Annotated in this window: 21 protein-coding genes; 12 read left to right on the top strand and 9 right to left on the bottom strand. The window is 70.8% G+C overall.

The window, feature by feature from the left end; genetic code table 11:
• Position 1: 1 nt before the first annotated feature.
• The 4 genes from KY572_RS08975 to hemG all read right to left on the bottom strand — a co-directional run bounded on the left by KY572_RS08975 (position 2) and on the right by hemG (position 3962).
• Positions 2-769, bottom strand: coding sequence for a LytR/AlgR family response regulator transcription factor (locus tag KY572_RS08975; RefSeq protein WP_224242110.1), 768 nt, complete (start codon positions 767-769; stop codon positions 2-4).
• Positions 766-1821: a sensor histidine kinase gene (locus tag KY572_RS08970; protein ID WP_224242109.1), complete on the bottom strand. Its 1056-nt coding sequence runs from the start codon at positions 1819-1821 to the stop codon at positions 766-768. Before KY572_RS08970 ends, KY572_RS08975 begins: the two co-directional genes overlap by 4 nt.
• Positions 1818-2390: a sugar transferase gene (locus tag KY572_RS08965; RefSeq protein ID WP_224242108.1), complete on the bottom strand. Its 573-nt coding sequence runs from the start codon at positions 2388-2390 to the stop codon at positions 1818-1820. The genes KY572_RS08970 and KY572_RS08965 overlap by 4 nt, the downstream gene beginning before the upstream one ends.
• Positions 2391-2597: 207 nt before the next feature.
• A complete protein-coding gene (gene hemG, locus KY572_RS08960) occupies positions 2598-3962 on the bottom strand; it encodes a protoporphyrinogen oxidase (RefSeq protein ID WP_224242107.1) in 1365 nt (454 codons plus the stop codon).
• A 104-nt stretch (positions 3963-4066) separates the two neighbouring features.
• Here hemG and KY572_RS08955 point away from each other — a divergent pair, with 104 nt between their 5' ends.
• Entirely contained in the window at positions 4067-4777 is a 711-nt protein-coding gene (locus KY572_RS08955) for an SDR family oxidoreductase (RefSeq protein WP_224242106.1), read from the top strand.
• A 17-nt stretch (positions 4778-4794) separates the two neighbouring features.
• Here KY572_RS08955 and pdxH read toward each other — a convergent pair whose 3' ends face one another.
• Positions 4795-5379: a pyridoxamine 5'-phosphate oxidase gene (gene pdxH, locus KY572_RS08950; RefSeq protein WP_224242105.1), complete on the bottom strand. Its 585-nt coding sequence runs from the start codon at positions 5377-5379 to the stop codon at positions 4795-4797.
• 94 nt (positions 5380-5473) lie between these two features.
• Here pdxH and glgA point away from each other — a divergent pair, with 94 nt between their 5' ends.
• Genes glgA through KY572_RS08935 form a run of 3 tightly spaced genes read left to right on the top strand, consistent with a single transcriptional unit; the run spans position 5474 to position 8334 of the window.
• On the top strand, positions 5474-6901 hold the full coding sequence (gene glgA / locus KY572_RS08945) for a glycogen synthase GlgA (RefSeq protein ID WP_224242104.1): 1428 nt from the start codon (positions 5474-5476) through the stop codon (positions 6899-6901).
• A 33-nt stretch (positions 6902-6934) separates the two neighbouring features.
• Positions 6935-7858, top strand: coding sequence for a serine/threonine protein kinase (locus tag KY572_RS08940; protein ID WP_224242103.1), 924 nt, complete (start codon positions 6935-6937; stop codon positions 7856-7858).
• Positions 7858-8334: a hypothetical protein gene (locus KY572_RS08935; protein ID WP_224242102.1), complete on the top strand. Its 477-nt coding sequence runs from the start codon at positions 7858-7860 to the stop codon at positions 8332-8334. The genes KY572_RS08940 and KY572_RS08935 overlap by 1 nt, the downstream gene beginning before the upstream one ends.
• 155 nt (positions 8335-8489) lie before the next feature.
• Here the strand turns inward: KY572_RS08935 and KY572_RS08930 are convergent, their stop codons facing one another.
• The gene (locus KY572_RS08930; RefSeq protein WP_224242101.1) at positions 8490-9890 is read right to left on the bottom strand and encodes a hemolysin family protein; all 1401 of its coding nucleotides are present in this window, start codon (positions 9888-9890) and stop codon (positions 8490-8492) included.
• A 54-nt stretch (positions 9891-9944) separates the two neighbouring features.
• On the opposite strand from KY572_RS08930, the gene KY572_RS08925 reads away from it, so the two are divergent.
• The 3 genes from KY572_RS08925 to KY572_RS08915 are packed head-to-tail and all read left to right on the top strand — an operon-like array spanning position 9945 to position 12982.
• Positions 9945-10748, top strand: a complete 804-nt coding sequence (locus KY572_RS08925; protein WP_224242100.1) for a pilus assembly protein N-terminal domain-containing protein — start codon at positions 9945-9947, stop codon at positions 10746-10748.
• 44 nt (positions 10749-10792) lie between these two features.
• Positions 10793-11317 carry a class I SAM-dependent methyltransferase gene (locus KY572_RS08920; RefSeq protein WP_224242099.1) on the top strand — a complete coding sequence of 175 codons (525 nt, stop codon included), beginning with the start codon at positions 10793-10795 and terminating at the stop codon, positions 11315-11317.
• 33 nt (positions 11318-11350) lie between these two features.
• A complete protein-coding gene (locus tag KY572_RS08915) occupies positions 11351-12982 on the top strand; it encodes a tetratricopeptide repeat protein (protein WP_224242098.1) in 1632 nt (543 codons plus the stop codon).
• A 3-nt stretch (positions 12983-12985) separates the two neighbouring features.
• Here the strand turns inward: KY572_RS08915 and aat are convergent, their stop codons facing one another.
• Positions 12986-13669 carry a leucyl/phenylalanyl-tRNA--protein transferase gene (gene aat, locus KY572_RS08910; RefSeq protein WP_224242097.1) on the bottom strand — a complete coding sequence of 228 codons (684 nt, stop codon included), beginning with the start codon at positions 13667-13669 and terminating at the stop codon, positions 12986-12988.
• A 26-nt stretch (positions 13670-13695) separates the two neighbouring features.
• Positions 13696-14532, bottom strand: a complete 837-nt coding sequence (locus tag KY572_RS08905) for an LEA type 2 family protein (RefSeq protein WP_224242096.1) — start codon at positions 14530-14532, stop codon at positions 13696-13698.
• A gap of 66 nt (positions 14533-14598) precedes the next feature.
• Between KY572_RS08905 and KY572_RS08900 the strand changes: the two genes are divergently transcribed.
• Positions 14599-15237, top strand: a complete 639-nt coding sequence (locus tag KY572_RS08900) for a putative metallopeptidase (protein WP_224242095.1) — start codon at positions 14599-14601, stop codon at positions 15235-15237.
• Between the two features lie 227 nt (positions 15238-15464).
• Positions 15465-17618 carry a PhnD/SsuA/transferrin family substrate-binding protein gene (locus KY572_RS08895; protein WP_224242094.1) on the top strand — a complete coding sequence of 718 codons (2154 nt, stop codon included), beginning with the start codon at positions 15465-15467 and terminating at the stop codon, positions 17616-17618.
• Positions 17619-17640: 22 nt separating this feature from the next.
• Here the strand turns inward: KY572_RS08895 and KY572_RS47090 are convergent, their stop codons facing one another.
• Complete coding sequence (locus tag KY572_RS47090; RefSeq protein ID WP_263451483.1) at positions 17641-18819, bottom strand: radical SAM protein; 1179 nt, start codon at positions 18817-18819, stop codon at positions 17641-17643.
• 357 nt (positions 18820-19176) lie between these two features.
• Between KY572_RS47090 and KY572_RS08880 the strand changes: the two genes are divergently transcribed.
• The 3 genes from KY572_RS08880 to KY572_RS08870 all read left to right on the top strand — a co-directional run bounded on the left by KY572_RS08880 (position 19177) and on the right by KY572_RS08870 (position 24038).
• Complete coding sequence (locus tag KY572_RS08880) at positions 19177-20364, top strand: sensor histidine kinase (RefSeq protein WP_224242093.1); 1188 nt, start codon at positions 19177-19179, stop codon at positions 20362-20364.
• Between the two features lie 181 nt (positions 20365-20545).
• Complete coding sequence (locus tag KY572_RS08875) at positions 20546-21673, top strand: sensor histidine kinase (RefSeq protein WP_224242092.1); 1128 nt, start codon at positions 20546-20548, stop codon at positions 21671-21673.
• A gap of 19 nt (positions 21674-21692) precedes the next feature.
• Positions 21693-24038 carry a hybrid sensor histidine kinase/response regulator gene (locus KY572_RS08870; RefSeq protein WP_224242091.1) on the top strand — a complete coding sequence of 782 codons (2346 nt, stop codon included), beginning with the start codon at positions 21693-21695 and terminating at the stop codon, positions 24036-24038.

Here is a 24038-nt window from a genome sequence, read left to right as displayed (position 1 = left end):
CTCAGCCCTCTTCCTCGGCCCCGCGACGCAGGCCCAGCATCCGGCGCAGCTCGCGGGCGGACTGGCGGCTGACCTCCACCGAGTGCCCGCGCGAGGTGCGCGCGATGTAGCCCCCCGTCTCCAGCGGCTCCAGCCGCGTCACGTGGGCCAGGTTCAGCAGCGCGCGCCGGTGCACGCGCTGGAAGCCCTCCACCGGCAGCTTGTCGGCCAGCTCGTTGAGCGTGAAGTCCGTGAGGAACTCGCCCTGCGTGGTGAACACCGTCACCAGCTCTCCCTCCAGCGTCGCGTGGGAGATGGTCTCCGGATCCACCAGGACGATGCCCTGCCGCGTGGGGATGGGCAGCCGCGTCAGCCCCTTCGAGCCCGGGGCCTGTCCCTTCGCCGGCTCCTGCCCGTCCTTCGCCCCAAGCCGTGCCCGGGCCCGGTCCAGCGCCTTCTGCAGCCGCGCGGCCTCCACGGGCTTGAGCACGTAGTCCACCGCGCCGTGCTCGAAGGCATCCACCGCGTGCTCGGCGTGCGCGGTGCACAGGATGACGCCCGGCCCGTCCTCGGGCAGCAGCGCCAGCGCATCCAGCCCGCTCAGGCCCGGCATGTGGATGTCCAGCAGGATGACGTCCAGCCCGCCCGCGCGCGCCGCGGCCAGCACGGCCTCTCCATCCGCCGCCTCGCCGCACACCTCCACGTCCGGGAGCGCGCTCAGCAGGCGCGCCAGGCGCTTGCGAGCCAGCAGCTCGTCATCGGCGATGAGGACACGCAGGGACTGGCTCACGTGATGACTCCCAGCAGGGGGCCCGAGCGGGGCAGGGTGACGGTGACGCGGGTACGGCCCTCGGCGCTCTCCAGCGAGAACCGAGCCTTCCCACCGTAGGCCAGCGCGAGCCGCCGCTCCACCGTGGGCAGGCCCGTGCTGCCCTCTCGTGGACCTTTGGACGCCCCCGGGTTCTCCACGGTGAAGACCAGCTCACCGTCTCGCGAGCTGATGTCGAGCGCGATGCGCCCGCGGTGCCCGGCCGCCGGCCCGTGCTTCACGGCGTTCTCCGCCAGCGGCAGCAGCATGAGCGGCGGCACCGGCACCTCGCCCAGCCCGGGCGCCACCTCGAACGAGAGCTGGAACAGCTCCGGATCCCTCAGCAGGTGCAGCTCGAACAGGGTGCGCAGCAGCTCCAGCTCGCGGTCCAGCGGCCACGTCGCGCTGCGCACACCGGCCAGCACGCTGCGCAGCATGGCCGACAGCCGGAGCACGGCGGCCTCCGCCACGGCGCCATCGGTGCGGCACCACTCGGCGATGGCGTTCAGCGTGTTGAAGAGGAAGTGCGGATCCAGGTGGCTGCGCAGCGCCAGCAGCTGGGCCTGCTCGGCCTCGAGCTCGAGTCGGGCGGCCCGCGCGCGCTCCCGGGCCAGGGACTCCTCGAAGCCGATGTCCCGCCCCAGGCCCCACCCGCCCACCAGGTACAGGGCGCCGCAGACGGCCAGGTTCACCGGCTGGGTGAGGAAGGTCGGCGCCATGCGCAGGAGCTTCGGCAGCACGTAGCCCGAGGACAGCACCACCCCGCTGCCCACCGCTCCGTAGAGCAGCAGCCGCACGCCGCCGTGGCTGAACTCGAGGCCCTCGGGGAACAGGACGCGGTAGGAGACGGGGGCCACCGCGACGAACAGCACGCACAGCATGATGCCCAGGGGGACGGCCAGCGGATCCCTGCTGAACCGGCCCTGGGCGAACACGAGCGACGCCGACACCAGCAGCAGCGGCGCCAGCCGCTTGGGAGCCATGAGGCCGCGCAGGGTGGCGCGGACGATGGAGCCTTCCGGGGACTCGCTCATCTCGGCACGAGGTGCGGCGGCAACGGGCGCGCACCCCGGCGCTTGCCGACGACGTTGATCCAGGTGGTGCGGAGGAGGATGCGGATGTCCACGGAGGCGCTCCGGGTCCGAGCATACTCGGCATCCAGCTGCGCCGTGAGCGCCGCCCCCCGGGCCTGGCACACCTGCGCCAGCCCGGTGATGCCCGGCGGCACCTCGAAGCGGGCCGCCAGGGGAGGGTGCGCGGCGATCAGCCGCTCGGCGTCCTCGGGGGTGAGGGGCCGGGGGCCGACCAGGCTCATGTCACCGATGAGGACGTTGAAGAGCTGGGGCAGCTCGTCCAGCCCGTGGTGGCGCAGCAGGTGGCCGAGCCGCGTCGGGCGCCGGGCCCGCATGTCTGGCTCGCACGTCATGGTGCGCAGCTTGAAGATGCGGAACACCCGGCGTCCCTGGCCCAGCCGGGGCTGGGTGAAGAACACGGGCCGGCCGTCCATGAGCAGCACGGCCAGGGCGAGCACGCCCACGCCCAGCCCGAAGAAGGGCACGAACGGCAGCAGCAGGGCGAGGTCCAGCAGGCGCTTGCTGTTCACGGCTCCACCTCCGCCTCGGTCAGGTCCATGACGAGGGAGCCCACGAGCACCAGCGGGAAGAGGAGGACGGCGCAGAGAACCAGCAGCGGCATCGAGATCGAGGTCATGGCTCACTCCGGGACGGCGCGATGGAGTGAGGATGATGCCGCTCGGCCCCGACGTGGCTGGGAACGGGCTGAACGGTCGCGGGAGCGGGGTGAGCGGTCGCTACGCCAGCATGTCGCCCAGCGCGAAGGCATTGCGAATGCAGTCGTTGATCCCCACGCCCTTGTAGGCGTTGCCCGCCAGGTGCAGCCCGGGCAGCCGCGCCAGCGCCGCGTCGATGGAGGCCACCCGCTCCAGGTGCCCCACGTTGTACTGGGGAATGCCGCGCGGCCAGCGGATGGCCTCCGCGAAGACGGGGCTCGCCGTCACGCCCGCGAGCTCCTTCAGCTCCTCCCGCGCGAGCGTCACCAGCGCCTCCTCGTCCAGCTTCACCAGGTCCGGCCGCCGTGCACCACCCACCATGCAGGTGTAGAGCACGTGCCCTCCCTCGGCGCGGAAGGGGAACACCGTGGACGCATGGATGGCGCCCAGCAGGCGCCGCTTCTCCAGTCCCGGCACCAGGAAGCCGAAGCCGTCCGGCGCCGGCGTGCTGCCCGGCGCATACGCCAGGTGCACCACGGCGATGGGCGCGTAGGCAATGCCTTCCACCAGCGCCGAGAGCGGCTCGTCCAGCGGCCGCAGCAGCCCCGCCGTCACATACGCGGGCGTCGCCAGCACCACCCGCGAGGCCATCAGCTCCGCCTGCCGCCCGTGCTCGCGCACCGAGACGCGCCAGCCGCCATGGCCCGGCTGGAGCCCCTCCACCTTCGCGCCCGTGTGCACCGCTGGCCCCAGCATCGTCGCCAGGCCGTCCACCAGCGTCTGCAGGCCTCCGTCGAAGGTGCTCAACGCACCGCGCAGCTTCGCCGGGCCGCCCGCCGGCAGCGCCTTGCGCTGCGCGCCCTGGGTGCGGATGGCTCCCAGGATGAGGCTGCGGTGCTCGCGCTCCAGCTTCGTCAGCTGCGGGAAGGTGGCGCCCACGCTCAGCGCCTCCATGTCCCCCGCGTAGATGCCCGTCTGCACCGCGTCCAGCAGCGTCGCCGTCGCCGTCGTCCCCAGGTGGCGCCGCCCGAAGGCACCCAGCGACTCGTCCACCTCCCCGGAGACACGGCCCGTGAAGAGCTCCGCCACCACGCGCAGGCGCGCGCCCAGCGGCAGGATGTCCGACTTGAGGAACGCCGGCGGAGACGCGGGCACCGCGCGCAGTCGCCCTCGCGTGTAGAGGTAGCGCGCCTTCGCCGCCGGATCCGCCGCGCGGATCCGATCCTCCACGCCCACTGCCGCCGCCAGCTCTCGCGTGGCGGGCTCCTTGTCGAGGAAGCTGTTGGGTCCTGCTTCCGTCAACAACCCATCACGTCTCCTCGTCTGGATGTTGCCTCCCAGGCGGGTCTCACCTTCCAGTAAGACCACATCCTTCCCACGGGATCGCAAACGGTAAGCCAAGGCGAGACCGGTAATTCCCCCTCCAACGATGGCGACAACGGTCATGTTTCCGTTACTCCTGGATCCGTTTTGACTTCTTCCGTGTAGGTCACTCGGGTCAAGGGTCCCATCGGTTGTACCTACAGCCAGTGAAGCGTCTTAATACATGTATGCGCTACGCCATCTCAGGGGCCAGTCGCGGCATTGGCCTCGAATTCGTCCGACAACTTCTCGCACGTGGCGACACCGTCGAAGCTGGGGCTCGCGTCCCCTCGGAGGCCCGGCAGCTGGCCTCCCTGGCGCGAGAGGCGGGTGGTCGCCTGCGCATCCACACCCTCGATGTCACGGACCCCAACAGCGTGCGGGCCTTCGCCACCACGCTGAGCGGATCGCCCATCGACGTGCTGATCAACAACGCGGGCATCGGCGGCAAGTGGAACGCCTTTGCCGAGGTGGACTTCGAGGACATGGCGCGCGTGATGGAGACCAACGCCATTGGTCCCATGCGCCTGTCCTCCGCGCTGATCCCCAACGTGCTCAAGGGCGGCACGCGGAAGATCATCCACCTGACCACGCGCATGGCCTCGCTGGCGGACAACACGCCGGTGGGCGTCTACGGCTTCGCGGGCGGGGCGTACGCCTACCGCATGTCCAAGGCCGCGCTCAACGCGGGCATGCGCACCATGGCCGTGGACTTCCATGAGCAGGGGCTCATCACCGCCGTCCTCAATCCAGGGTGGGTGCAGACCGACCTGGGAGGGAAGATCGCTCCCACGCGCGCCGAGGAGTCCGTGCAGGGGATGCTGCGGGTGATAGACGAGCTCACCCTGGCCAACAGCGGCCGGTTTCTGGACTACCAGGGCAAGGAAGTGCCCTGGTAGGGGCCGGGGGCTGGCGCTCACGGGTAGAGGATCTCGGTGCTCCAGCCGTCGCCGGTGCGCGTGTAGACGATGCGCTCGTGCAGGCGGCTGGGGCGGGCCTGCCAGAACTCGATACGGTCCGGGACGACCCGGAAGCCAGACCAGTGGGGCGGCCGGGCAATGGTCTTCCCCTCGTGCTGGCGGGTGAGGGACTCCACCCGCTCCTCCAGCACCTGGCGCGAGGGCAGCGGCTGGCTCTGGTGGCTCGCCCAGGCGCCGATCTGGCTGCCCCGGGGCCGGCTCTGGAAGTACGCGTCCGCCTCCTCCTCCGAGACAGTCTCCACGCGCCCCTCCACCCGCACCTGCCGCTCGAGCGGCTGCCAGTAGAAGACGAGCGCCGCGGCGGGGTGGCCGCGCAGCTCCCGGCCCTTGCGGCTCTCGAGGTTGGTGAAGAAGACGAAGCCCCGGGCATCGAAGTCCTTGAGCAGCACCACCCGGGCCGAGGGCCGGCCGTCATCTCCCACCGAGGCGACGATCATCGCGTTCGGGTCCACGGGGATGGCCTTCTTCGCCTGCTCGTAGAGGACGGCGAAGCGCTCGATGGGGTCCTGGGGCAGTTCCATGGGGCCACCCTAACAATCCCGCTCGCCCAGGGAAGACCGGCGACACGCTTCTTCTTAAGGTTGACTCACAGGCCCTACACGGCATGGTTCGGGCATGAAGATCCTGTTCATCGCCTCCGAGGTCGCCCCCTTCTCCAAGACGGGCGGACTCGGGGACGTGGCCGGCGCCCTGCCGGCGGCGCTGGCCGCGCTCGGCCATGACGTGAAGGTGGTCACCCCGCGCTACGCGGACGTGAAGGATCCTCGGCTGACCCCGACCGGGCACTCCGTGCGGCTGCGCTTTCCCTTCGGCGAGCAGGGGGGCCCCATCCTCGCCGTCCGCCAGGCCGAGCGCCACGAGGTGCTCTTCCTGGAGAACGAGCGGTTCTTCGGGCGCCCCGGCATCTACGGGGATGCCTTCGGCGAGTTCGGCGACAACCACCAGCGCTATGCCTACCTGAGCATGGGCGCGCTCCAGGCGGCCCAGCGGCTTCAGTTCATCCCGGACATCGTCCACCTGAACGACTGGCAGACGGGGCTGGCGGCGGTGGCGCTGCGGCGCGGCTTCCAGCACACCCCGCTGTCTCGGGCGCGCTGCGTCATGACGATCCACAACCTGGCCTACCAGGGGCAGTTCGGCAAGGACATCATGGGGGAGCTGGGGCTGCCGTGGGACTTGTTCACCGCCCATGACGGCGTCGAGTTCTACGACACGGTGAACTTCCTCAAGGCGGGCCTGACGTTCGCGGACGCCATCACCACCGTGTCGCCCACCTACGCCAGGGAGATCCAGACGCCGGAGCTGGGCTGCAACCTGGACGGGCTGCTGCGGCGGCACCAGGGGCGGCTGGTCGGCATCGTCAACGGCATCGACGCGCACGAGTGGGACCCGGCGACGGACACCCTGCTGCCAGCGCGCTACAGCCCGGGGGACATGTCCGGCAAGGCGGTGTGCAAGCGCGAGCTGCTCCGGCGCATGGGGCTGCCGGATGACGAGGCGCCGGTGCTGGGCATCGTCAGCCGGCTGGCGTGGCAGAAGGGGGTGGATCTGCTCATGGACGTGCTGCCCACGGCGCTGCAGGCGGACCTGCGCTTCGTGGCGGTGGGCAGCGGCGAGGGGCACTACGAGGAGGGGCTGCGGGCGCTGCGGGCGCGCTTCCCGAAGCAGGTGGGGGTCCACATCGGCTTCGACCGGGGCCTGTCCCACCTGGTGGAGGCGGGGGCGGACTTCTTCGTGATGCCCAGCCGCTACGAGCCGTGTGGCCTCAACCAGATGTACTCCCTGCGGTATGGGACGGTGCCCATCGTCCGGGCGACGGGTGGGCTGGTGGACACGGTGGAGGGGGGCCTGGACGGCAACGGCATCCTCTTCGAGGCGTTCCACCCGGCGGCCCTGCTGGCGGCCATCCGCCGGGGGCTGGCGCTCTATGCGGACCCGCCCCGGCTGGAGGCGTTCCGGCGGCGGGGCATGGAGCGGGATTTCTCCTGGGCGGTCTCTGCCCGGAGATATGAGACTCTCTTCTTCACCCTGCGCAAGGAATAGTAGGGCGGGGTCAGGCGCGGTAGGCTCACGATCGTGGCGGAAGCACTGGAGTTGGGAGGGTACGAAGTCATCGGCCGCCTGGCAGTGGGCGGCATGGCCGAGGTGTACCAGGCCCGTGCCCGGCCCACGACCCAGCGCTCGCCGGGCGAGCCCGAGGAGGTCGTGCTCAAGCGGCTCCACCCGTCGTTCCGGGCGGACGCGGCGTACGTGAAGTCCTTCGTGGACGAGGCGAAGCTCACGGTGCGGCTGCGCCACCCGAACATCGTGCGGACGTTCCGGCTCTTCAAGGCGGGGCCGGACTACCTCATGGTGCAGGAGCTGGTGAGCGGCCGGACGCTGGCGTTCATGCAGGGGCTGCTCATGAAGGTGGGCACCTCGATGCCGCCGGAGGCCTCCTGCTACATCGCCTGGTGCGTGCTCAAGGCGCTGGACTACATCCACCGGGCGAAGGTGGGGGAGAACGGCGCCAACATCGTCCACCGGGACGTGAACCCCACCAACATCCTCCTGGGGGTGCAGGGGGACGTGAAGCTCACCGACTTCGGCGTGGCGGAGGTGGACGGGGTGATGGCGGGCGAGGCGGGCGCGCTGCGCGGCACGGTGGCGTACATGAGCCCGGAGCAGGTGCTGGGGCAGTCGGTGGACGCGCGCAGTGATTTGTACGCGGTGGGCGTCATCCTCTGGGAGCTGTTCGCCAACCGGCGGCTGTACGGCACGGAGCAGGGGGGCGAGGCGGAGCTGATGCTGCGGGTGAGGGATGCGCGGGCGCCGCTGCTGTCCTCGCTCAACCTGGGCATGCCGGACTACGCGGTGCAGGTGGTGCGCAAGGCGCTGTTCGCGGACAGGACGCGCCGGTACCAGACGGCCGCGGAGTTCATCAAGGCGCTCGAGGTGCTGGCCCAGCGGGCCGGCTGGCCGCTCTCGGTGGAGGCGCTGCGGCCGCTGCTGGGCGGGTGATGCGCGCGCTCTGGGTGGTGCTGGGGTTGATGCTGCTCGCCGGGTGCCGTGGGGTGCCCTGGCGGCCCGAGGCCTATGACGCGGCGGTGCGGGTGGAGGCGCTGGAGCTGCGCTTCGCGCCGGACGGCACGGGCCTGCTGGCGCTGAAGCTGGAGGTGCGCAACCCGTCCTCGGACCTGGCGCTGCTCGTCGGGGTGGACTTCGAGCTGGCGGTGGACGGGCGGCGGCTGGCCGAGGGGCTCCAGCAGCTGGAGGTGCCGCTCAGTGACGATGGGCAGGCGCACCCGGTGGAGGTGTCCTTCCCGCTCGTGTCCCAGGGGGCGCCGGGGACGGCGTCCCATGTCTCGCACCGGGTGCAGCTGAACGGTGGAGCCCTGCTGCGCTATGGCCCGAGGACGGAGCGCCGTGCGCCCTTCCGCGTGGAGCGCATCATGGAGCTGCCCTGGCTGCCGCCTCCCGAGCCGATGTTGGAGTGAGCAGGGCGCCTCAGGGGGGAGGCTGTACGAGGCTCTCCGCCTGATGTAGCAGGGTAGAAATCCGTTCCAGCGAACGCTCGAGCTGCTGGCGGAAGGGCTGGCCAGGGCTCGGGCCGAGGATGTCCTGCGCATCCTGACCGGAGCGGGTGAGGTGCTCAGACCTTCACGGTCGGCGGCGGCTCGGAGCGGCCTTCTCCCGTGGCCGGCTCGGCGCGGCTGTCTCCTGACGCCAGCTCGGCCTTTCCATCCCCCCGGGCGTCCTTCTCCTTGGTGGCGGCGCTCGCCTTCAGCCGGACCACGCGCACCCGGTCGATGCGCGCGCCTTCCTTCGCCGCCACGGTGAACTGCAGCCCACCGTAGGTGAAGCGCTCGCCCACGTCCGGCAGGTGGCCCGCCAGCGACGAGAGGAAGCCTCCCAGCGTGTCGAAGTCTCCCTCCGGCAGCTCGAAGCCGAACGTCTGCGTGAACTGCTCCACCTCCAGCGCCGCGTCCACCAGGAAGCTGCCGTCGGACTGCTTCTCCACCTGCTTCTCGTCCACCTCGAACTCGTCGCCGATGTCGCCGACGATCTCCCGGAGGATGTCCTCCAGCGTGACGATGCCCATGAAGCCGCCGTACTCATCCACCACCATCGCCATGTGGATGCGCTTCTTCTGCATTTCGCGCAGCAGATCGCCAATCGGCTTCATCCACGGCACGAAGTTGGCCGGGCGGATGACGTCCTGCAACACGATGAGCTCCGGGTGCTGGAGCAGGGGAATCAAGTCCCGTGCGTGCAGGATGCCCACGATGTGGTCCACGTCGTCCCGGTACACCGGGATGCGCGAGTGGTTCTCCTCCGCCAACAGCCGCAGCACCTCCGTGGGCTGGGTGGACATCTCCACCGTGATGACCTCCGTGCGCGGCACCATCACGTCCCGACAGCGCTTGTCGGACAGCTCGAAGATGGAGCGGATGAGCTGCGGGGCGCTCTTGTCCACCTCGTTGTTGGCCGCCTGCGCCGTCAGCAGCTTCTCCAGCTCCTCCAGCGGCGGCGGGGGCGGCTCGAAGCGCAGCGTGCGCCCGAAGGTGCGCGCCATCAGGTTGAGCACCCCCAGCAGCACCCGCATGGGCGGGTAGAACAGGATGACCAGCACCGAGACGAGCCCCGATAGCCGCAGGGCCCAGCGATCCGCGCCCGCGTTGGCCAGGCCGCGCATCGTCACTTCCATCAGGCTGGCCAGCACGCCCACGAAGAGCGCTCCCGCCGTCACCGTGGCCACCGGCAGCCACGCGTCGTCTCCCAGGCGGTTGAAGTCCAGCATCCGCGGGGGCGCCAGGGCGCCGATCGCCGCGGCCAGGAAGCCGCTCAGCACGCTGCCCAGGCGCAGCGCCGTGGCGGTGGCCTCGCGCTCCGTCTTGTGGCGCAGCACCCGCTTTCCGGCACGGCCGTTCGTCTCCGCCAGCTCCTGCGCCCGCATGTCGGACGTACCGTAGAGAGCGGACTCGGCGGCGGCGACGAGCGCGCGCAGGAGGCAGAGGGCCAGACAGGCGACCCAGAGGGCCCAGGTAGGCATGGAGCCCCCTTCTTAACCTGTGCTAAGGGGTCACACCACTTCGCCGGAGGCCCGATGTTCGCACCTGTGCCCTTCAGGACGGGGCTGGGGGGCGTCCTGCTTGCCGCTCTCCTGTTCCTGCCCCTGCAAGCCCTCGCATGGCCGGTGGACCTCGTCTTTCCCGTGGAGACCGGGGCGGACCGCTTCCACAAGCTCACCGCCGTGGACTGGGTGGACGTGGAGGACCCCTCCGTGGCCACCGTGGAGCTGCTCTCCGGCAGCAACGAGCTGCTCATCACCGGCAAGCGCCCCGGGAGCACCCTCATGCTCCTCTATGCCGAGGGCAAGATGGGCGTCTGGCGCCTCGTCGTCACCGCGCCGGGCTCCCGCCACACGCCCGAGCCCGCGCCGGAGCTGCTCGCCGCCGCCCGCAAGGCCTGTCCCGGGCTCCAGGCCAACGAGGGCTCCGAGCGCCTGCTCCTCGCCACCGTGAAGGACAGCGCCTGTCGCAAGGCCCTCCTGTCCCTCTTCCAGACGGATGCCTGGCTGGCGCGAGAGCTGGAGGTCACCTTCGAGCTGCCCATGCTCCAGGAGCAGCTCTCGGCCGTGACGGACCGCTTGAAGGAGCTGGGGCTGGAGGCGCGCTACAGCGGCGCGGGCATCGTCCTTCAGGGGACGTCCACCCCCGAGGCCCACCGGCGCGCCCTCTGGGAGCTGTTCCGCCAGTCCGTGGGCCGCGTCCCGCTGGAGGACCGTGTGAAGGTCCTCACGCCAGAGGCTACACCCGACGCGGGCACCGGGCCCGTGGACGCGGGGGCGGCACCGACCGAGGAGCCGCGGACACCCGGCAAGCGCAAGCGCGGGGCGCCGACGAAGTGACGGGAGCGCTCGGCCTGCTCCTGGGGGCCCTCCTCCTCGGAGGGATGCTGTCCATCGTCCTCTATACGCTGAGGACCGGCATCTCCCCCATGCCCACCCTGGGCAAGGTCCGCCGCCAGCTGCTGCCCCTGCTCGAGCCGGACCTCGAGGGCACCATCCTCGAGCTCGGCGCCGGGTGGGGGACGCTCGCCTTCGCCCTGGCGGACCGCTGCCCTCGGGCGAAGGTGGTGGCCTTCGAGCTGTCTCCGCTCCCGTTCGCCTTCTGCTGGCTGCGTCAGCGCCTCGCGCCTCGCGCCAACCTCGAGCTCCGGCGCCAGGACTTCCTTCGGGCCTCGTTCTCGGGCGCGGCGGTCGTCGTCTCCTACCTCTACCCGGGCGCCATGAGCCGGCTGGCTCCCAAGCTGCTGGCGGAGCTGTCTCCCGGCACACGCGTCCTCAGCCACACCTTCGCGCTGCGAGGCTGGAAGCCGCTGCGCACGCTCGTGGTCGATGACCTGTACCGCACCCCCATCTATGTCTACGTGGTGCCCGGCGGCTTCGGCCGACAAGGCGACCCGGCCGCGCCGTGACAGGGCTCACCGAGCAAGGCTAGCCTCGGGGCCATGGCTCGACGCTCGATGCCCTGGTGCCTGGTGCTGGCGGTCCTGGTCCTCATCGGGCCCCGTGTGGCGCTGGCGTGCCGTCCGCCGGAGCTCAAGTCCTGGACGAAGCGCTCGCCGGATGGACGCTTCGAGCTGAGCATGAAGGAGTCCGCACCGGGGGTCATCACCGACGCCCGGCTCGGCCTCCGGGACCGGCGATCGGGGAAGGTCCTCTGGAGTCACACCGTCGATCAGCTCCTGCCCTCCGAGGACGTCCTCATCTCCCATGACGGGACCGCCGTCCTGGTCATCAGCCGGCCTCGCGCGAAGTTCGTGCTTCATGGCAGTGCCGGCGAGACGCTCGGCTCCTGGCCCTTCGAGAACGTGCTGACCCGCTCCGAGATCGCGCGGATCCCCCGCGACTGGGAGCGATGCGGGGACAAGGCGTGGGCGGACCAGCTGGAGGTGGAGGGCAGCACCTTCTCCTTCGTGGTCCCCGTCGGGGCTCCGGTCGGCTTCTCCCGCGAGTCCCGGTACGTCGCCTTCGTGATCTCCTCCCTGGGGCAGATGGACCGGTTTCCCGCGGTGCTCTCCAGGCCCCCGATGGAGCTCATCAAGCTGTACCGCCAGGAAGAGGATCCGCTCACCCGCCTGCGCATCGTGGACGAGCTCTGGGGCACCTCCCGGGAGGACCGCTCGAAGGTGATATACGAGGTTCCCCGCTTCTGGATGGATGTGCTGGGCGATCCCAAGACGCCGCGCGCCATCCTCCCCATCGCCGTGACGGCGCTGGGCTCCACCGGCGCCGAGCTGGACCTCCAGTTCCTGCGCCGGCTCGCCTTCGCGGAGCCGGAGCGGGACGTCGCCATCCTCCGCGCGCTCTCCAGTCGGATGCCCGAGGAGGCGGGGGCCTACGCCTTGAAGATGTTCGAGCAGCCCCACCCCTCCCCATACGCCCGGATGTTCGCCCTCGTGCACCTCTACGAGCAGGGAGGGACCGCCAGGCAGCTCGCCGAGACGCTCGTCCAGCGCGATGAGCTGCTGCGCACCCAGAGCGCTTTTCCCGTGTTGATGAACGGGCTCGAGGCCCTCCAGGACTTCTGGCAGACGGTGCCGTTCTGCGCGGACCCCGGCGAGCCGACCCGCGCCCGGGCCGCGCGGAGCCTGGAGCGCCTGTTGCGCTCGGCCGGAAAGGCGAGCGCGGCCCTGCTCGAGCTGCCCTCCAGCACCGAGGGCGAGCTGCGCAGCGGCTGTCCCGAGGCGTTGATCATGCTCGGGCTGATGGCCGAGCAGCTCCAGGACCGGGAGCTGGCCACCCGGCTGTACAGCATCGGCGTGGCGGGGCTGGAAGAGTCGGGCATCCTCCGGCGGCTCGGCACCGACTCGCTGCTCCTCGAGGGCATGCTCCGGCTCGCCCTCCTCGCCAGGGACGAGAAGGACTGGAGCGAGGCGGAGCGGCTCCTCCAGGCGGTGCTCGCCACTCCCTCCCGGAACGTCCCCGTCTGCGCGCCCAGGCCTGTCCTCTACATGCAGGACGTGAAGCCCGAGGAGTGTGGCAAGCCGCGCTCCGCCGAGGAGGTGGCCCGACAGCTCCTCCGCGAGGCGCGTGCCCAGAAGCTCAGGAGCCGCGAGGGCGCCTCCGCCTCGGACTGAGCCTCAGGTCCACGGCCCGCGGCGGGTGGGCTCCCCGAGCGCCTTCTTCAGCGCGGTGAGGAAGCGGCGGCGGGGCCAGTGCTCGGCGCCGAAGCGGGCCAGGTGCTCGGTCTCCACCTGGCAGTCCACGAAGTGGAAGCCCCACTGTGCGAAGCGCTCCACGGCCGTCGCGAAGGCCACCTTCGAGGCGTCCGGCCCGTGCGCGAACATGCTCTCGCCGAAGAAGGCCGCGCCCAGCGAGACGCCATAGAGGCCCCCCTTCAGCCGGCCTCCCTCCCAGGACTCGATGGAGTGCGCGAAGCCCAGCCGGTGCAGCGTGATGTACGCCTCGCGCATCTCGTCGGTGATCCACGTGCCCGCCTGGCCGGGCCGCGGCGTCTCCGAGCACGCGGCGATGACCTCCGCGAAGGCCGTGTCCCAGCGCACCTCGTAGGTGCCCGCCTTCATCGTCTTGCGCAGGCTGCGGCCCACGTGGAGCTTCGCCGGCTCCAGCACGAAGCGCGGATCCGGCGAGTGCCACAGCAGGGGCTGGCCCTCCACGGGCCAGGGGAAGATGCCGCGCGAGTACGCGGACAGCAGCCGCTCCGGGCTCAGGTCGCCACCCACCGCCAGCACGCCGCTGCGGTCCGCCTTCTCGGGCGGGGGGAAGGCCTCCGGATCCTCGGGATCGAGCAGGTAGATGGGCACGGCCGAAGCCTACCGGGAGCCGGCCGCTACTTGGAGACGTTGAGCCGCACGTCCCCGATGAGCGAGTACGGCTGCTCGAGCAGCGGGCCCTTCAGCTGGCCCGCGAGCGTGTAGGTGAGCACGTTCTTGGCGATGAGCTTCTTCACCTCCGGGCCCCACGTGGCGGCCGACACCGAGGCCTCCAGCGGATAGACGCCCGTGGCGGACGCGTCCACGGTGTCCGCCTTGGTCAGCTGGCCGGTGCCCAGCGACTTGCCATTCACCTGCAATTCATAGGTGAGCTGGTCCAGGCGCAGCGGGAAGGGGTTGGGGTTCTTCACCCCCACCCGGAAGGTGAGGCCCACCTCCGTGTCCGAGTAGCGCGCCGCGTCCATGCTCTCCAGCACCACCTCCGGCAGCCGAGGCACCCGCACCGAGCGCGAAGCGGCGAACGGCAGCGTCTCCACCTGCTGGCCCGAGCGCACCGTCAGCGTGCCGCGCAGCGCCAGCAGCAGCGAGCCGCCCCGCTCGCTCATCGCCTTCAGGTCGTCCGGGCCGCGCACGTAGGCGGCGCGCTCCTCGAAGGAGAAGGAGGTGGGCTGGTTGGGCGTCACCGGGACGTCGAGCGAGGCCGTCCCCGTCTTCACCACCTGCCCGTCGGAGACGAGCTCGTAGTCGGCCTTCTCGATGACGCCGGGCACGGGGCTCACCACCTGGCCGGCGTAGCGGACGGTGGCCTCCGTCAGCCCCTGGGTGGGCACGGTGGCCTCCTGGAGGGTGAGGGCGGGGGGCGTCTCCGGCCGAGCGGGGGCCGAGGCACAGCCGAGCCAGAGAGCGCCCAGCAGGGCGGGGACCAGGGTCTTGGAGAGGGTAGAGGGCTTCACAGGCCAACATTGTGAGGGGCTGGCGGGCTGCTCCCAAGAGGATTTCCGCTAGACTGTCCACCACTCGTGGCCCCACGCCGCCCCAACTTCAACAAGGCGCTCCGCGCCCTCATCCGCGACATCGCCACCCGTATGCCGGAGTTCGGCCACGTGAGGGCCAGCCGCATCCTCGTGGTGGCCGGAGAAGCGCGTCGGGCCTCGCGCGGCACCGTCAAGCCCCTGTGCTTCCGCGGCGGCAAGAGCACGGACCGGACCGGCCGCCGCAAGCCCGTCATCCGCATCCGCGGCCGGCGGATGCTCTACTGCATCACCCTGCGCCCGCTCTTCTTCCGCGGCTCCACCGCCAAGGCCCGCATCGAGACCGTCATCCACGAGCTGTTCCACTGCTCGCGCCGCTTCGACGGGACGCTGCACGCCGGGCGGCGGCACGACGTGCTGGGCAAGTACTTCGCCCGTCGCCTCCGGCCCCTGGTGCGCCGCTACCTCAAGGAGTGTCCCCCCGAGCTCAAGGCCGCCTTCGCCCACCGCGGCGAGGTGCGGGTGCTCCAGTGGCTGGAGCGCCCCGGCTCTTCCTATGTCCCAGGTCACTCGCGCGTGAGAAAGGTCTACACCGAGGATCAACTCTTCTACGGCATCGCCCGCATGGTGACGCCCAAGCCCCGCGTGGCGCGCGAGGCCGGAGCACGCACTCCCAAGCTCCACTGAGCCCCTGGGAAGACCGGGGTACATCCCACCCCCCAAGGCGTCACCCGATGGTGAAATCGGCCCCAGCGGGGTCAACCGTGACTTCTTCTCAGCCCCTGGTATTACGCTCCGGGTGAAGCAGGTTGAGTCGGGGAGCCGAGATCATCGTGTATTCGCGGCGGGACGTTCGGCATGCTCCGATAATTGCAGCGTCGGGTCCGCGGGAGACCCTGGGGCAGGAGAACGGTTTGTCATCGCTGAGTCCTCCCATCCGATTCCTCATCTATCCCTCCCTGGGTGAGGTCAAGGAGCACGTGAGGATCGAGTTCTTCGGGAGATTGCTCTCCCAGAGAGCCGGCCGTCCCATCGTGGTCGAGGTGGCGCGCACCTACGAGATGGTGGAGCAGGAGCTGGCCGCGGGCCGCGTGGACATGGCCTGGGCCACCGCCGAGCAGTGCAACGCCTTCGAGCCCCAGGCCCACGCGGTGCTGCGCGCCGTCCGGGCCGGGCGCCTGTACTACCACGCCGCCCTCATCTGCCGGGCCGACAAGCCCGTCACCCTGGAGTCGCTGAAGGGCACTCGCGCCGCCTGGGTGGCGCCGCTGTCCACCGGCGGCTACCTGCTGGCCCGCCGCCACCTGGAGGCCCGGGGCCTGGTGCTCGAGGACGTCTTCGCCGAGCAGCGCTTCGTGGGCAGCTACCGCAACGCCCTGCTCGCCGTGCTCCATGGCGAGGCGGACGTCACCTCGCTGTTCACCACCCACCCGGACGAAGTCACCGTGCGCGCCGGCCTGGCCCAGCGCGTGGGCGCCTCCGAGCACCTGCTCACCACCTTCGGCTACACCGAGCCCACCCTCTCGGACGGCATCATCCTCACCCGGCGGCTGTCGGAGGCGGATGCGGCCAGCATGGTGGCCGCGCTCACCGGGCTCACCCAGGAGGGGCTGCAGCCGCTGCTCGGCCTCTTCATGATCGATGGCTTCGCGCTGGCCACGCAGGCCCAGCGGCCCCCGGCGCTGCAGGCCCAGCGCGCCGAGTTCCTGGCGGCGGAGCTGGATCGCGAGGAGCGCTTCCTGCGCCTGTGCGCCTCCGCGGGCGCCGTCTTCGGACAGGACTTCCACGGCCGGGAGGGCCAGACGCTGATGCAGGTGCTGCCCGCCGAGGCGGCCGCCCCGCTGCAGGCGCTCGCCCGCGAGGCGCGCCACCACGGCATCGCCGGCCGGGCCGAGTACCGCCTGGAGACGGGCGGGGACTCGCGACTGTACGCCGCCGAGGCCTCGCCCCTGTCCGCGGCGCCTGGCGAGCCCGCCCCGGGCACCGTCCTGCTGGTGCGCGACATCACCGAGCAGCACGCCCTGGAGACGGAGCTGTACCGGCTGGCCTCCTTCCCGCTGCTCCACCCCGAGCCCATGCTGGAGCTGGGGCAGAACGGCACCCTGCACTACGCCAACCCCGCCGCGCACAAGGCCTTCCCGGACCTGATGGTGCTCGGCTCGCAGCACCCGCTGGTGGGCGCCGCGCAGGCGTGGCTCCAGCGCGAGGAGTCCGGCAGCTCCCCGCCCGTGGTGGAGGTCGCCAAGCAGCACTGGGAGCTGGTGGTCTTCTCCATGGAGGAGGCCGGCGTCATCCGCGTGTTCGCCAAGGACGTGACGGCGCGCAAGCAGATGGAGGCGCGCCTGCTCCACGCCGATCGCATGGCCGCCCTGGGCTCGCTGGCCGCCCGGGTGGGCCACGAGATGAACAACCCCCTGGCCTACCTCATGGCCAACCTCTCCTTCGCTCGCGAGGAGATCAACCGGCTGCGCCAGGCGCTGCGCACCGAGCGGCGCGAGGAGACGCTGGAGGAGTTCGACGAGGTGCTGGAGGCGCTCACCGAGTCCTGGGACGGCGCGGACCGGCTGCGCGTCATCGTCCAGGATCTGCACCTGCTGGTGCGCGAGCCCCCCACCCACCGCGCCTGGGTGGACGTGCAGCAGGTGCTGGAGGACAGCCTGAAGCTGGTGCGCAACGACTTGCGCCACCGCGCCCGCCTGGAGAAGGACTTCCAGCCCGTGCCGCTGGTGGAGGCGGACGAGGCGCGACTGGGCCAGGTGTTCCTCAACGTGCTGCTCAACGCCGTGCAGGCCATGTCCGACCGGGACGCGGCGCGCAACGTGCTGCGCGTGAGCACCCGCGCCAGCCCCGCCGGGGAGATCATCGTCGAGGTGCAGGACACCGGCGTGGGGATGACGCCCGAGGTGATGGCGCGCATCTTCGAGCCCTTCTTCACCACGCGCCCCAACGCCCTGGGCATGGGGCTGTCGGTGAGCCACGCCATCATCACCAGCCTGGGCGGCACGCTGCGCACCGAGAGTCAGCCCGGCGTGGGCACGCTCATCACCATCACCCTGCCCCCGGAGTGAGGGCAGGGGAGCGCCTGCGGCCTCACGTCAGCGACGGGCGCTCCAACTCCAGCTTCGACTCCAGCCCCGAGGCCTCCAGGGCGGGGTGCTCCGGCTCCACCGAGGGCAGCTCCGACGTCTTGGCCCAGTCCACGGCCGGCTCCAGCACGGTGATGGGCGGGCGCGGGGTGGGGAACTCCGGCCGGCGGTCGATCCGGGCGCGCACCTCCTCGGTGCCGAAGTGGTAGTCGATGCGGCGCACCGCCTCCGCCCACTCCTGCCGCGTGCGCACGGGGCTCAAGGTCTCCGCCACGAACGGATCATGCGGCCGCGCGAGCACTCGCTCCCAGAGCACCTGCGCGGGCTCCTCCAGCAGGCTGCCCACGGTGCCCTCGTAGATGGCCATGCCGCGCACGGCGCCGTCGGGCTCCACCTGCATCGAGTAGCGGGCCGCCCGGCCGCGGGCCAGGTGCTCCGGGTGCATCTGCAGCGCCATGCCGTCGGACACGCGGATGCGCACCGAGGGCGGGACGAGCGAGCGCAGGTGCCCCACGAAGTCCGGGTTCATCAGCCGCTGCCGCTGCTCCTCCGTCAGCAGCTCGCGCTCGGCGAAGCCCTGCCGGCTCGCCAGCCCCGAGGGGATGGCCACCCCGAAGAAGAGGAACTTCAGCTCCGGGAAGCGCGGCACCAGGTCCGTGCAGAACGCCTCCAGCTGGTGGAGGTTGCTGCGCACCACCACGCAGTCCACGCCGAAGGTGACGGACCTGCCGGTGCGCTCCCGCTCCTCGCGCGCCGCGGCGTCCAGGAGGGTGAGCGCTCGCATGGCGCGCTCGAAGCCGCCGACCCGGCCGCGGATGGCCTCGTGGACGCGCGCCGTCGCTCCGTCCACGCTGACGTGGATCTGCGAGAACACCCGGAACAGCTCTGGGACAATCTCCGGCGTCATCAGCCAGCCGCTCGTGTAGAGCGCCACCGAGATGCCTGCCTGCTGGAAGCGCTCGGCGAGCTGGACCAGCCCCTTGACGAGCATCGGCTCGCCGCCGCTGAGCTGCACCGACGAGGGCCGCAGCGAGATGAGCGCATCCGCCACGCGCAGCATCTCCTCGTGTCTCAGCTGCCGAGACGCGCGTCGCCCGGATTCCGAGTAGCAGTGCGTGCAGCGCAGCGGGCACGCATAGGTGACATCCCAGATGACATCTGGCGGGCGGCTGAGAGGGATCATGGAAATGCAGTGTAAATACAATTGTGCATCGTTCCAAGTTCTCCTGCTAGGTCAGATATTGTCTGAGATTGCTAAATAAGCACCTTTTGCTTGAATTAAATGTTTCACGGTCTGAGCAGTGCTCGAGCGGATTCCTCAGGAGTCGTGAGTCGGCGCCCCTCCATAGCGGCGTTGCCGTGAAAAGGCACGTGGAAGAAGGAGCCACTTCTCACGGGGGCGCAGTGTGACGCGGGGGGACTCGGGCCTACCCAGCGCAGCGTGCTTGATGCATGTCTGGGTGAGGGCTGATGCGGCTCAGACATACACAAAACACGCCCCCCATGGCTCACGAAGGAGTCGTTGGTATAAAAATGTAACATGTCTGGAAATGCTTCGGAGAAGGCAACCCCGCCGTGGCGGGTGCTCATCGTGGATGACGATCCCGCGAGCCGGAGCACGGTTGCGGCGCAGTTATCACCCGTGGGCTACCACCTGCGCCTGGTCCCCAGCGGCGAGGAGGCCCTGGCCGCGGTGAGGGAGGAGCCCCCGGACATCGTGCTGCTGGACGTGATGATGCCGGGGCTGACGGGGCTGGACGTGTGCCGCCGGCTGCGCGAGCGCCTGCGCGAGGACTACATCCCCATCATCCTGATCACCGCGCTGGACGAGCGCGACGACGTCCTCCAAGGGCTGGGCGCGGGCGCCGACGACTTCCTGCGCAAGCCGGTGCAGTCGGCGGAGCTCCGGGCGCGCGTGTCCAACCTGCTCAAGGTGCGCGAGTACTACCGGCTGGTGGCCTCCGAGCGGGACAAGGCCCTGGCCACCGTGGATGCGCTGCGCCAGCAGGTGCTCCAGGCGGATCGGCTGGCCACGCTGGGCACGTTCGCCGCCGGCGTCAGTCATGAACTGAACAACATCGCCCAGGTGCTGCGCGCTGCCCTGGAGCTGCCGTCCCCGGACAGCCCGGGCGCGGCGGAGGGGGAGGAGATGCCCACCCCCGAGGTGCTCGACCACGTGCTGAACCACGTCACCGAGCTGGCGCGCACCATCCTGCGGATGGCTCGCCCCACGGAGGGGCTGCTGCCGGAGACGGATCTCCGCCGCACGCTGGAGGAGGTGCGCAACATGCTGCGCATCACCGGGCGGGCCCGGCACGCGCGGCTGGTGGTGACGGTGCCCGAGCAGGCCTGTGTCATCCGCGCCAGCCCGGTGCACGCCCAGCAGGTGTTCCTCAACCTGCTCGGCAATGCCGCGGACGCGGTGGCGGACATGCCCCAGCCCGTCATCGAGGCGGGCGTGCGCGCCGCGCCGGGCGGGCAGCTCGAGGCGTGGGTGCAGGACAACGGCCCCGGCATGCCCGAGGAGGTGCTCGGCCGCATCTTCGAGCCCTTCTTCACCACCAAGCCTCCTGGCGCTGGGACGGGGCTGGGGCTGCCGGTCGTCAAGCAGCTCGTCGAGTCCTGGGGCGGACGCCTCCATGTTCACAGCCAGCCCGGGAGGGGCACTCGCATGGTGATGGAGATTCCGGCCGCCAGCGCGACGCACTCCGTCGAGGCCCGCCCATGAGCGCGAGGCGAGGGTAGGTGGCCTGAGGATGGGGTGCCCGCTCGCCTCGGGGGGGATGATCCGGACCCAGGGGGCGCGTTGGATTGAAGCCCGGAAGTCGTGTTAAAAACTTCATAAAATGCCCGATAAGCCCTCTTCCACGCAGGCTGCCAGGCCGGGGCCCTCGAGCTCACCTCGGCGGTTGCTCATCACCGATGACGACACCGCGAGCCGCAACACGGTCGCGGCGCTGCTGTCCCCCGCGGGGCACATCATCCGGTTCGCCGCCAACGGTGAGGAGGCCCTTGCGGCGGCGGAGCAGGAGCCGCCGGACCTGGTGCTGCTGGACGTGATGATGCCGGGCCTGGACGGCTTCGAGGTGTGCCGCCGCCTGCGCACCCGGCTGGGCGCGGACTACGTGCCCATCATCCTGATCACCGCGCTGGACGGGCGCAGCGACGTCGTCCGAGGCCTGGAGGCGGGCGCCGACGACTTCCTCCACAAGCCGGTGCACGGCGCAGAGCTTCGCGCGCGCGTGTCCAACCTGCTCAAGGTGCGCGACTACCACCGGCTGGTGGCCTCCGAGCGGGACAGGGCCCTGGCCATGGTGGACGAGCTGCGCCAGCAGGTGCTGCGCGCGGACCGGCTGGCCACGCTGGGCACGTTCGCCGCCGGCGTCAGCCACGAACTGAACAACATCGCCCAGGTGATGCGCGGCGCGCTCGAGGCGCCCGCCAACACCACCGAGGAGATCCTCAACGTCCGGGACATCCTCATGCACGTGGGCGGCCACATCACCGAGCTGGCGCGCACCATCCTCAACATCTCGCGCCCGAAGGATCAGGGCGTCCTGGAGATCGATCTGTCCCGGACGCTGGACGAGGTGCGCAACATGCTGCGGCTCACCGGGCGCACGCGGCACGCCATCGTGGACCTGGTGATGCCCGAGCAGGCCTGTCTCATCCGCGCCAACAAGGTGCATGCCCAGCAGGTGTTCCTCAACCTGCTCAGCAACGCCGCGGACGCGGTGGCGGACCGGCGCGAGCCGCGCATCGAGATCGGCGTGCGCGCCAACCCCGGAGGCCGGGTGGAGGCGTGGGTGCAGGACAACGGCCCGGGCATGCCCGAGGAGGTGCTCAACCGCATCTTCGAGCCCTTCTTCACCACCAAGCCCACGGGCTCCGGCTCGGGGTTGGGGCTGCCGGTCGTCAAGCAGCTCGTCGAGTCCTGGGGCGGCACCATCCAGGTCCAGAGCAAGCCGGGGAGCGGCACGCGGATGGTGATCGACATCCCCTCCGCCACGCCCCCCGCGCCCGGCACACCCTCCTGATTCGCATCGAGGTCCCCTCATGAGTACTCCCGCGCCCTCCGTGGCCGAACACCCCCTTTGGCTGCTCACGGATGCCTTGGGGACGGTGCAGACCTGCTCTCCCGGCAGCGCCCGGCTGCTGGGCGGCAACCCTCGGGGCCGCGGGCTGGCGGAGCTGTTCGGCGAGCCGCTGGCGAGGCGGCTGCTGTCCTCCGAGGCCGGGGACGTGGAGTGGGCGTGTCCGGTCTCCCTGGGGGACTCCGAGCCCGGCCCGTGGCGCCTGGAGCGGCACCGGCTGGGAGGCGGTGGGCTGCTCATCTGCGGTGGGGAGCTGAAGACGTCCGTGGCGGAGGTGCCCGCCGCCTGGGAGCGCCGCCTCAGCCGCAAGCACATCCAGCCGCAGGGGGACCTGGCCGAGCAGCAGCGGGCCTTCATGCTGTCCATCTTCGACGCGGACCCCAACCTCATCTTCGTGAAGGATCGCCGGGGGCGCTTCATCTTCGTGAACCAGGCGTGCGCGGACCTCTTCTCCGCGCCGCCGGACGAGGTGGTGCTCAAGCACAACGCGGCCATCCACGCCGACCAGGGGGAGCTCAAGGTCTTCGACGCGGTGGATCAGGCGGTGCTCGTCACCCAGTCCGAGGTGCGCATCGAGGAGAGCTTCACCCGGGCGGACGGGGCGGTGGGCTGGTTCGACACGCGCAAGCGGCCGCTACGCGCGCCCGACGGAGAGGACTTCGTGCTGGGCATCTCGGTGGACATCACCGAGCGCAAGCGCATGGCGGAGCTGCTCCACGAGGCCAACCGGCGCCTGGAGCTGGCGGTGAGCGCGGGCCAGCTCGGCCTGTGGGACTGGGACGTGACGGCCGACAAGATGTACTTCTCGCCCATCTGGAAGGCGCAGCTGGGCTACGAGGACAACGAGCTGCCCAACACCCGGGACACCTGGAAGGACCTCATGCACCCGGAGGATCGCGACCGGGCCCTGGAGGTGTCCAACCAGTACGTGAGGGACCCCGCCGGCGGCGAGCGCTACGTGAACGAGTTCCGCATGCGCGCCAAGGATGGCTCGTGGCGGTGGATCGCCAGCTACGGCCTGGTGGGGCGCAACAGGGAGGGCCAGGGCGTCCGCGTCACCGGCTACCACGTGGACATCACCGCGCGGAAGGCGCGCGAGGCGGAGCAGGAGCTGCTGCGCGAGAACCTGCGCAAGACGAACGAGGACCTGCAGCGCCTGGCGAGGATGAAGGACGAGTTCCTGGCCAACATGAGCCACGAGCTGCGCACCCCGCTCAACGCCGTGCTGGGGCAGGCGGAGGCGATGAGCGAGAGCATCTTCGGCCCCGTCACCGAGGAGCAGCTGTCCTCGCTGAAGACCATCGAGGAGAGCGGCCGGCACCTGCTGTCGCTCATCAACGACGTGCTCGACATCACCAAGAGCAGCGTCGGGCGGCTGGAGCTGAACCTGGGCTCGGTGCCGGTGGAGGAGGTGTGCCAGGAGAGCCTGCGCCTGGTGCGCGAGCAGGCGCGCCGCAAGGGCATCACCGTCACCTACGCCAGCGACGGCCTGGTGACGCACGTGTGGGCGGACCGGCGGCGGCTGCGGCAGGTGCTGCTCAACCTGCTGGCCAACGCGCAGAAGTTCACCCCGGAGGGCGGGCGCATCGGCCTGGACGTGACGGCGCGCCCCGGCGGCGAGGTGGCCTTCACCGTCTGGGACACGGGGCCCGGCATCGCCGAGGCGCACTGGCAGCGCATCTTCGAGCCCTTCGTGCAGCTGGACGCGGGGCTGGATCGGCGCCACGAGGGCTCGGGCCTGGGCCTGGCCCTGGTGCGCCGCATGGTGGAGCTGCACCACGGCCGGGTGGAGCTGCGGAGCGAGGTAGGCAAGGGCAGCCGCTTCACGGTGGTGCTGTCGGTGGAGCCGCCGGCCAACTCCGAGGAGGGCGCCGCCGTGCTGGCGAGCCTGCGCGCCCAGGCGCCGGTGCCTGTCGCGGGTGTCACCGCGTGCACGGTGCTGATCGCCGACGACAGCGAGGCCAACACCCAGCACCTGGAGGACTACCTGAAGGCCCACGGCTTCAAGATCCTCATCGCCCGCAATGGCGAGGAGGTGGTGCGCATGTGCCGCGAGGTGCGGCCCGCCGTGGTGCTGATGGACATCCAGATGCCACGCCTCAACGGGCTGGACGCCATCCGCCAGCTCCGCGCGGGGGCGGACACCGCCCACCTGTCCATGGTGGCGCTCACCGCCCTGGCCATGCCGGGCGACCGCGAGCGGTGCCTGGAGGCCGGCGCGGATGCCTACCTCAGCAAGCCGGTGCGCCTCTCGGAGGTGCTGGAGATGGTGCGCACGCTGAGCTCGCGCACGAGCGCGGCCTGCTGA

The sequence above is a fragment of the Hyalangium gracile genome (genome assembly GCF_020103725.1).
GTDB lineage: Bacteria > Myxococcota > Myxococcia > Myxococcales > Myxococcaceae > Hyalangium > Hyalangium gracile.
This window is presented reverse-complemented; position numbering and strand designations above follow the sequence as displayed.

What these genes read in the sequence shown, in the direction of transcription:
- KY572_RS08970 (WP_224242109.1), bottom strand. Translation starts at nt 1,821, where the DNA reads ATGAGCGAGTCCCCGGAAGGCTCCATCGTCCGCGCCACCCTGCGCGGC.
- hemG (WP_224242107.1), bottom strand. Translation starts at nt 3,962, where the DNA reads ATGACCGTTGTCGCCATCGTTGGAGGGGGAATTACCGGTCTCGCCTTG.
- KY572_RS08955 (WP_224242106.1), top strand. Translation starts at nt 4,067, where the DNA reads ATGCGCTACGCCATCTCAGGGGCCAGTCGCGGCATTGGCCTCGAATTC.
- pdxH (WP_224242105.1), bottom strand. Translation starts at nt 5,379, where the DNA reads ATGGAACTGCCCCAGGACCCCATCGAGCGCTTCGCCGTCCTCTACGAG.
- glgA (WP_224242104.1), top strand. Translation starts at nt 5,474, where the DNA reads ATGAAGATCCTGTTCATCGCCTCCGAGGTCGCCCCCTTCTCCAAGACG.
- KY572_RS08935 (WP_224242102.1), top strand. Translation starts at nt 7,858, where the DNA reads ATGCGCGCGCTCTGGGTGGTGCTGGGGTTGATGCTGCTCGCCGGGTGC.
- KY572_RS08930 (WP_224242101.1), bottom strand. Translation starts at nt 9,890, where the DNA reads ATGCCTACCTGGGCCCTCTGGGTCGCCTGTCTGGCCCTCTGCCTCCTG.
- KY572_RS08925 (WP_224242100.1), top strand. Translation starts at nt 9,945, where the DNA reads ATGTTCGCACCTGTGCCCTTCAGGACGGGGCTGGGGGGCGTCCTGCTT.
- KY572_RS08920 (WP_224242099.1), top strand. Translation starts at nt 10,793, where the DNA reads ATGCTGTCCATCGTCCTCTATACGCTGAGGACCGGCATCTCCCCCATG.
- KY572_RS08915 (WP_224242098.1), top strand. Translation starts at nt 11,351, where the DNA reads ATGGCTCGACGCTCGATGCCCTGGTGCCTGGTGCTGGCGGTCCTGGTC.
- KY572_RS47090 (WP_263451483.1), bottom strand. Translation starts at nt 18,819, where the DNA reads ATGATCCCTCTCAGCCGCCCGCCAGATGTCATCTGGGATGTCACCTAT.
- KY572_RS08880 (WP_224242093.1), top strand. Translation starts at nt 19,177, where the DNA reads ATGTCTGGAAATGCTTCGGAGAAGGCAACCCCGCCGTGGCGGGTGCTC.
- KY572_RS08870 (WP_224242091.1), top strand. Translation starts at nt 21,693, where the DNA reads ATGAGTACTCCCGCGCCCTCCGTGGCCGAACACCCCCTTTGGCTGCTC.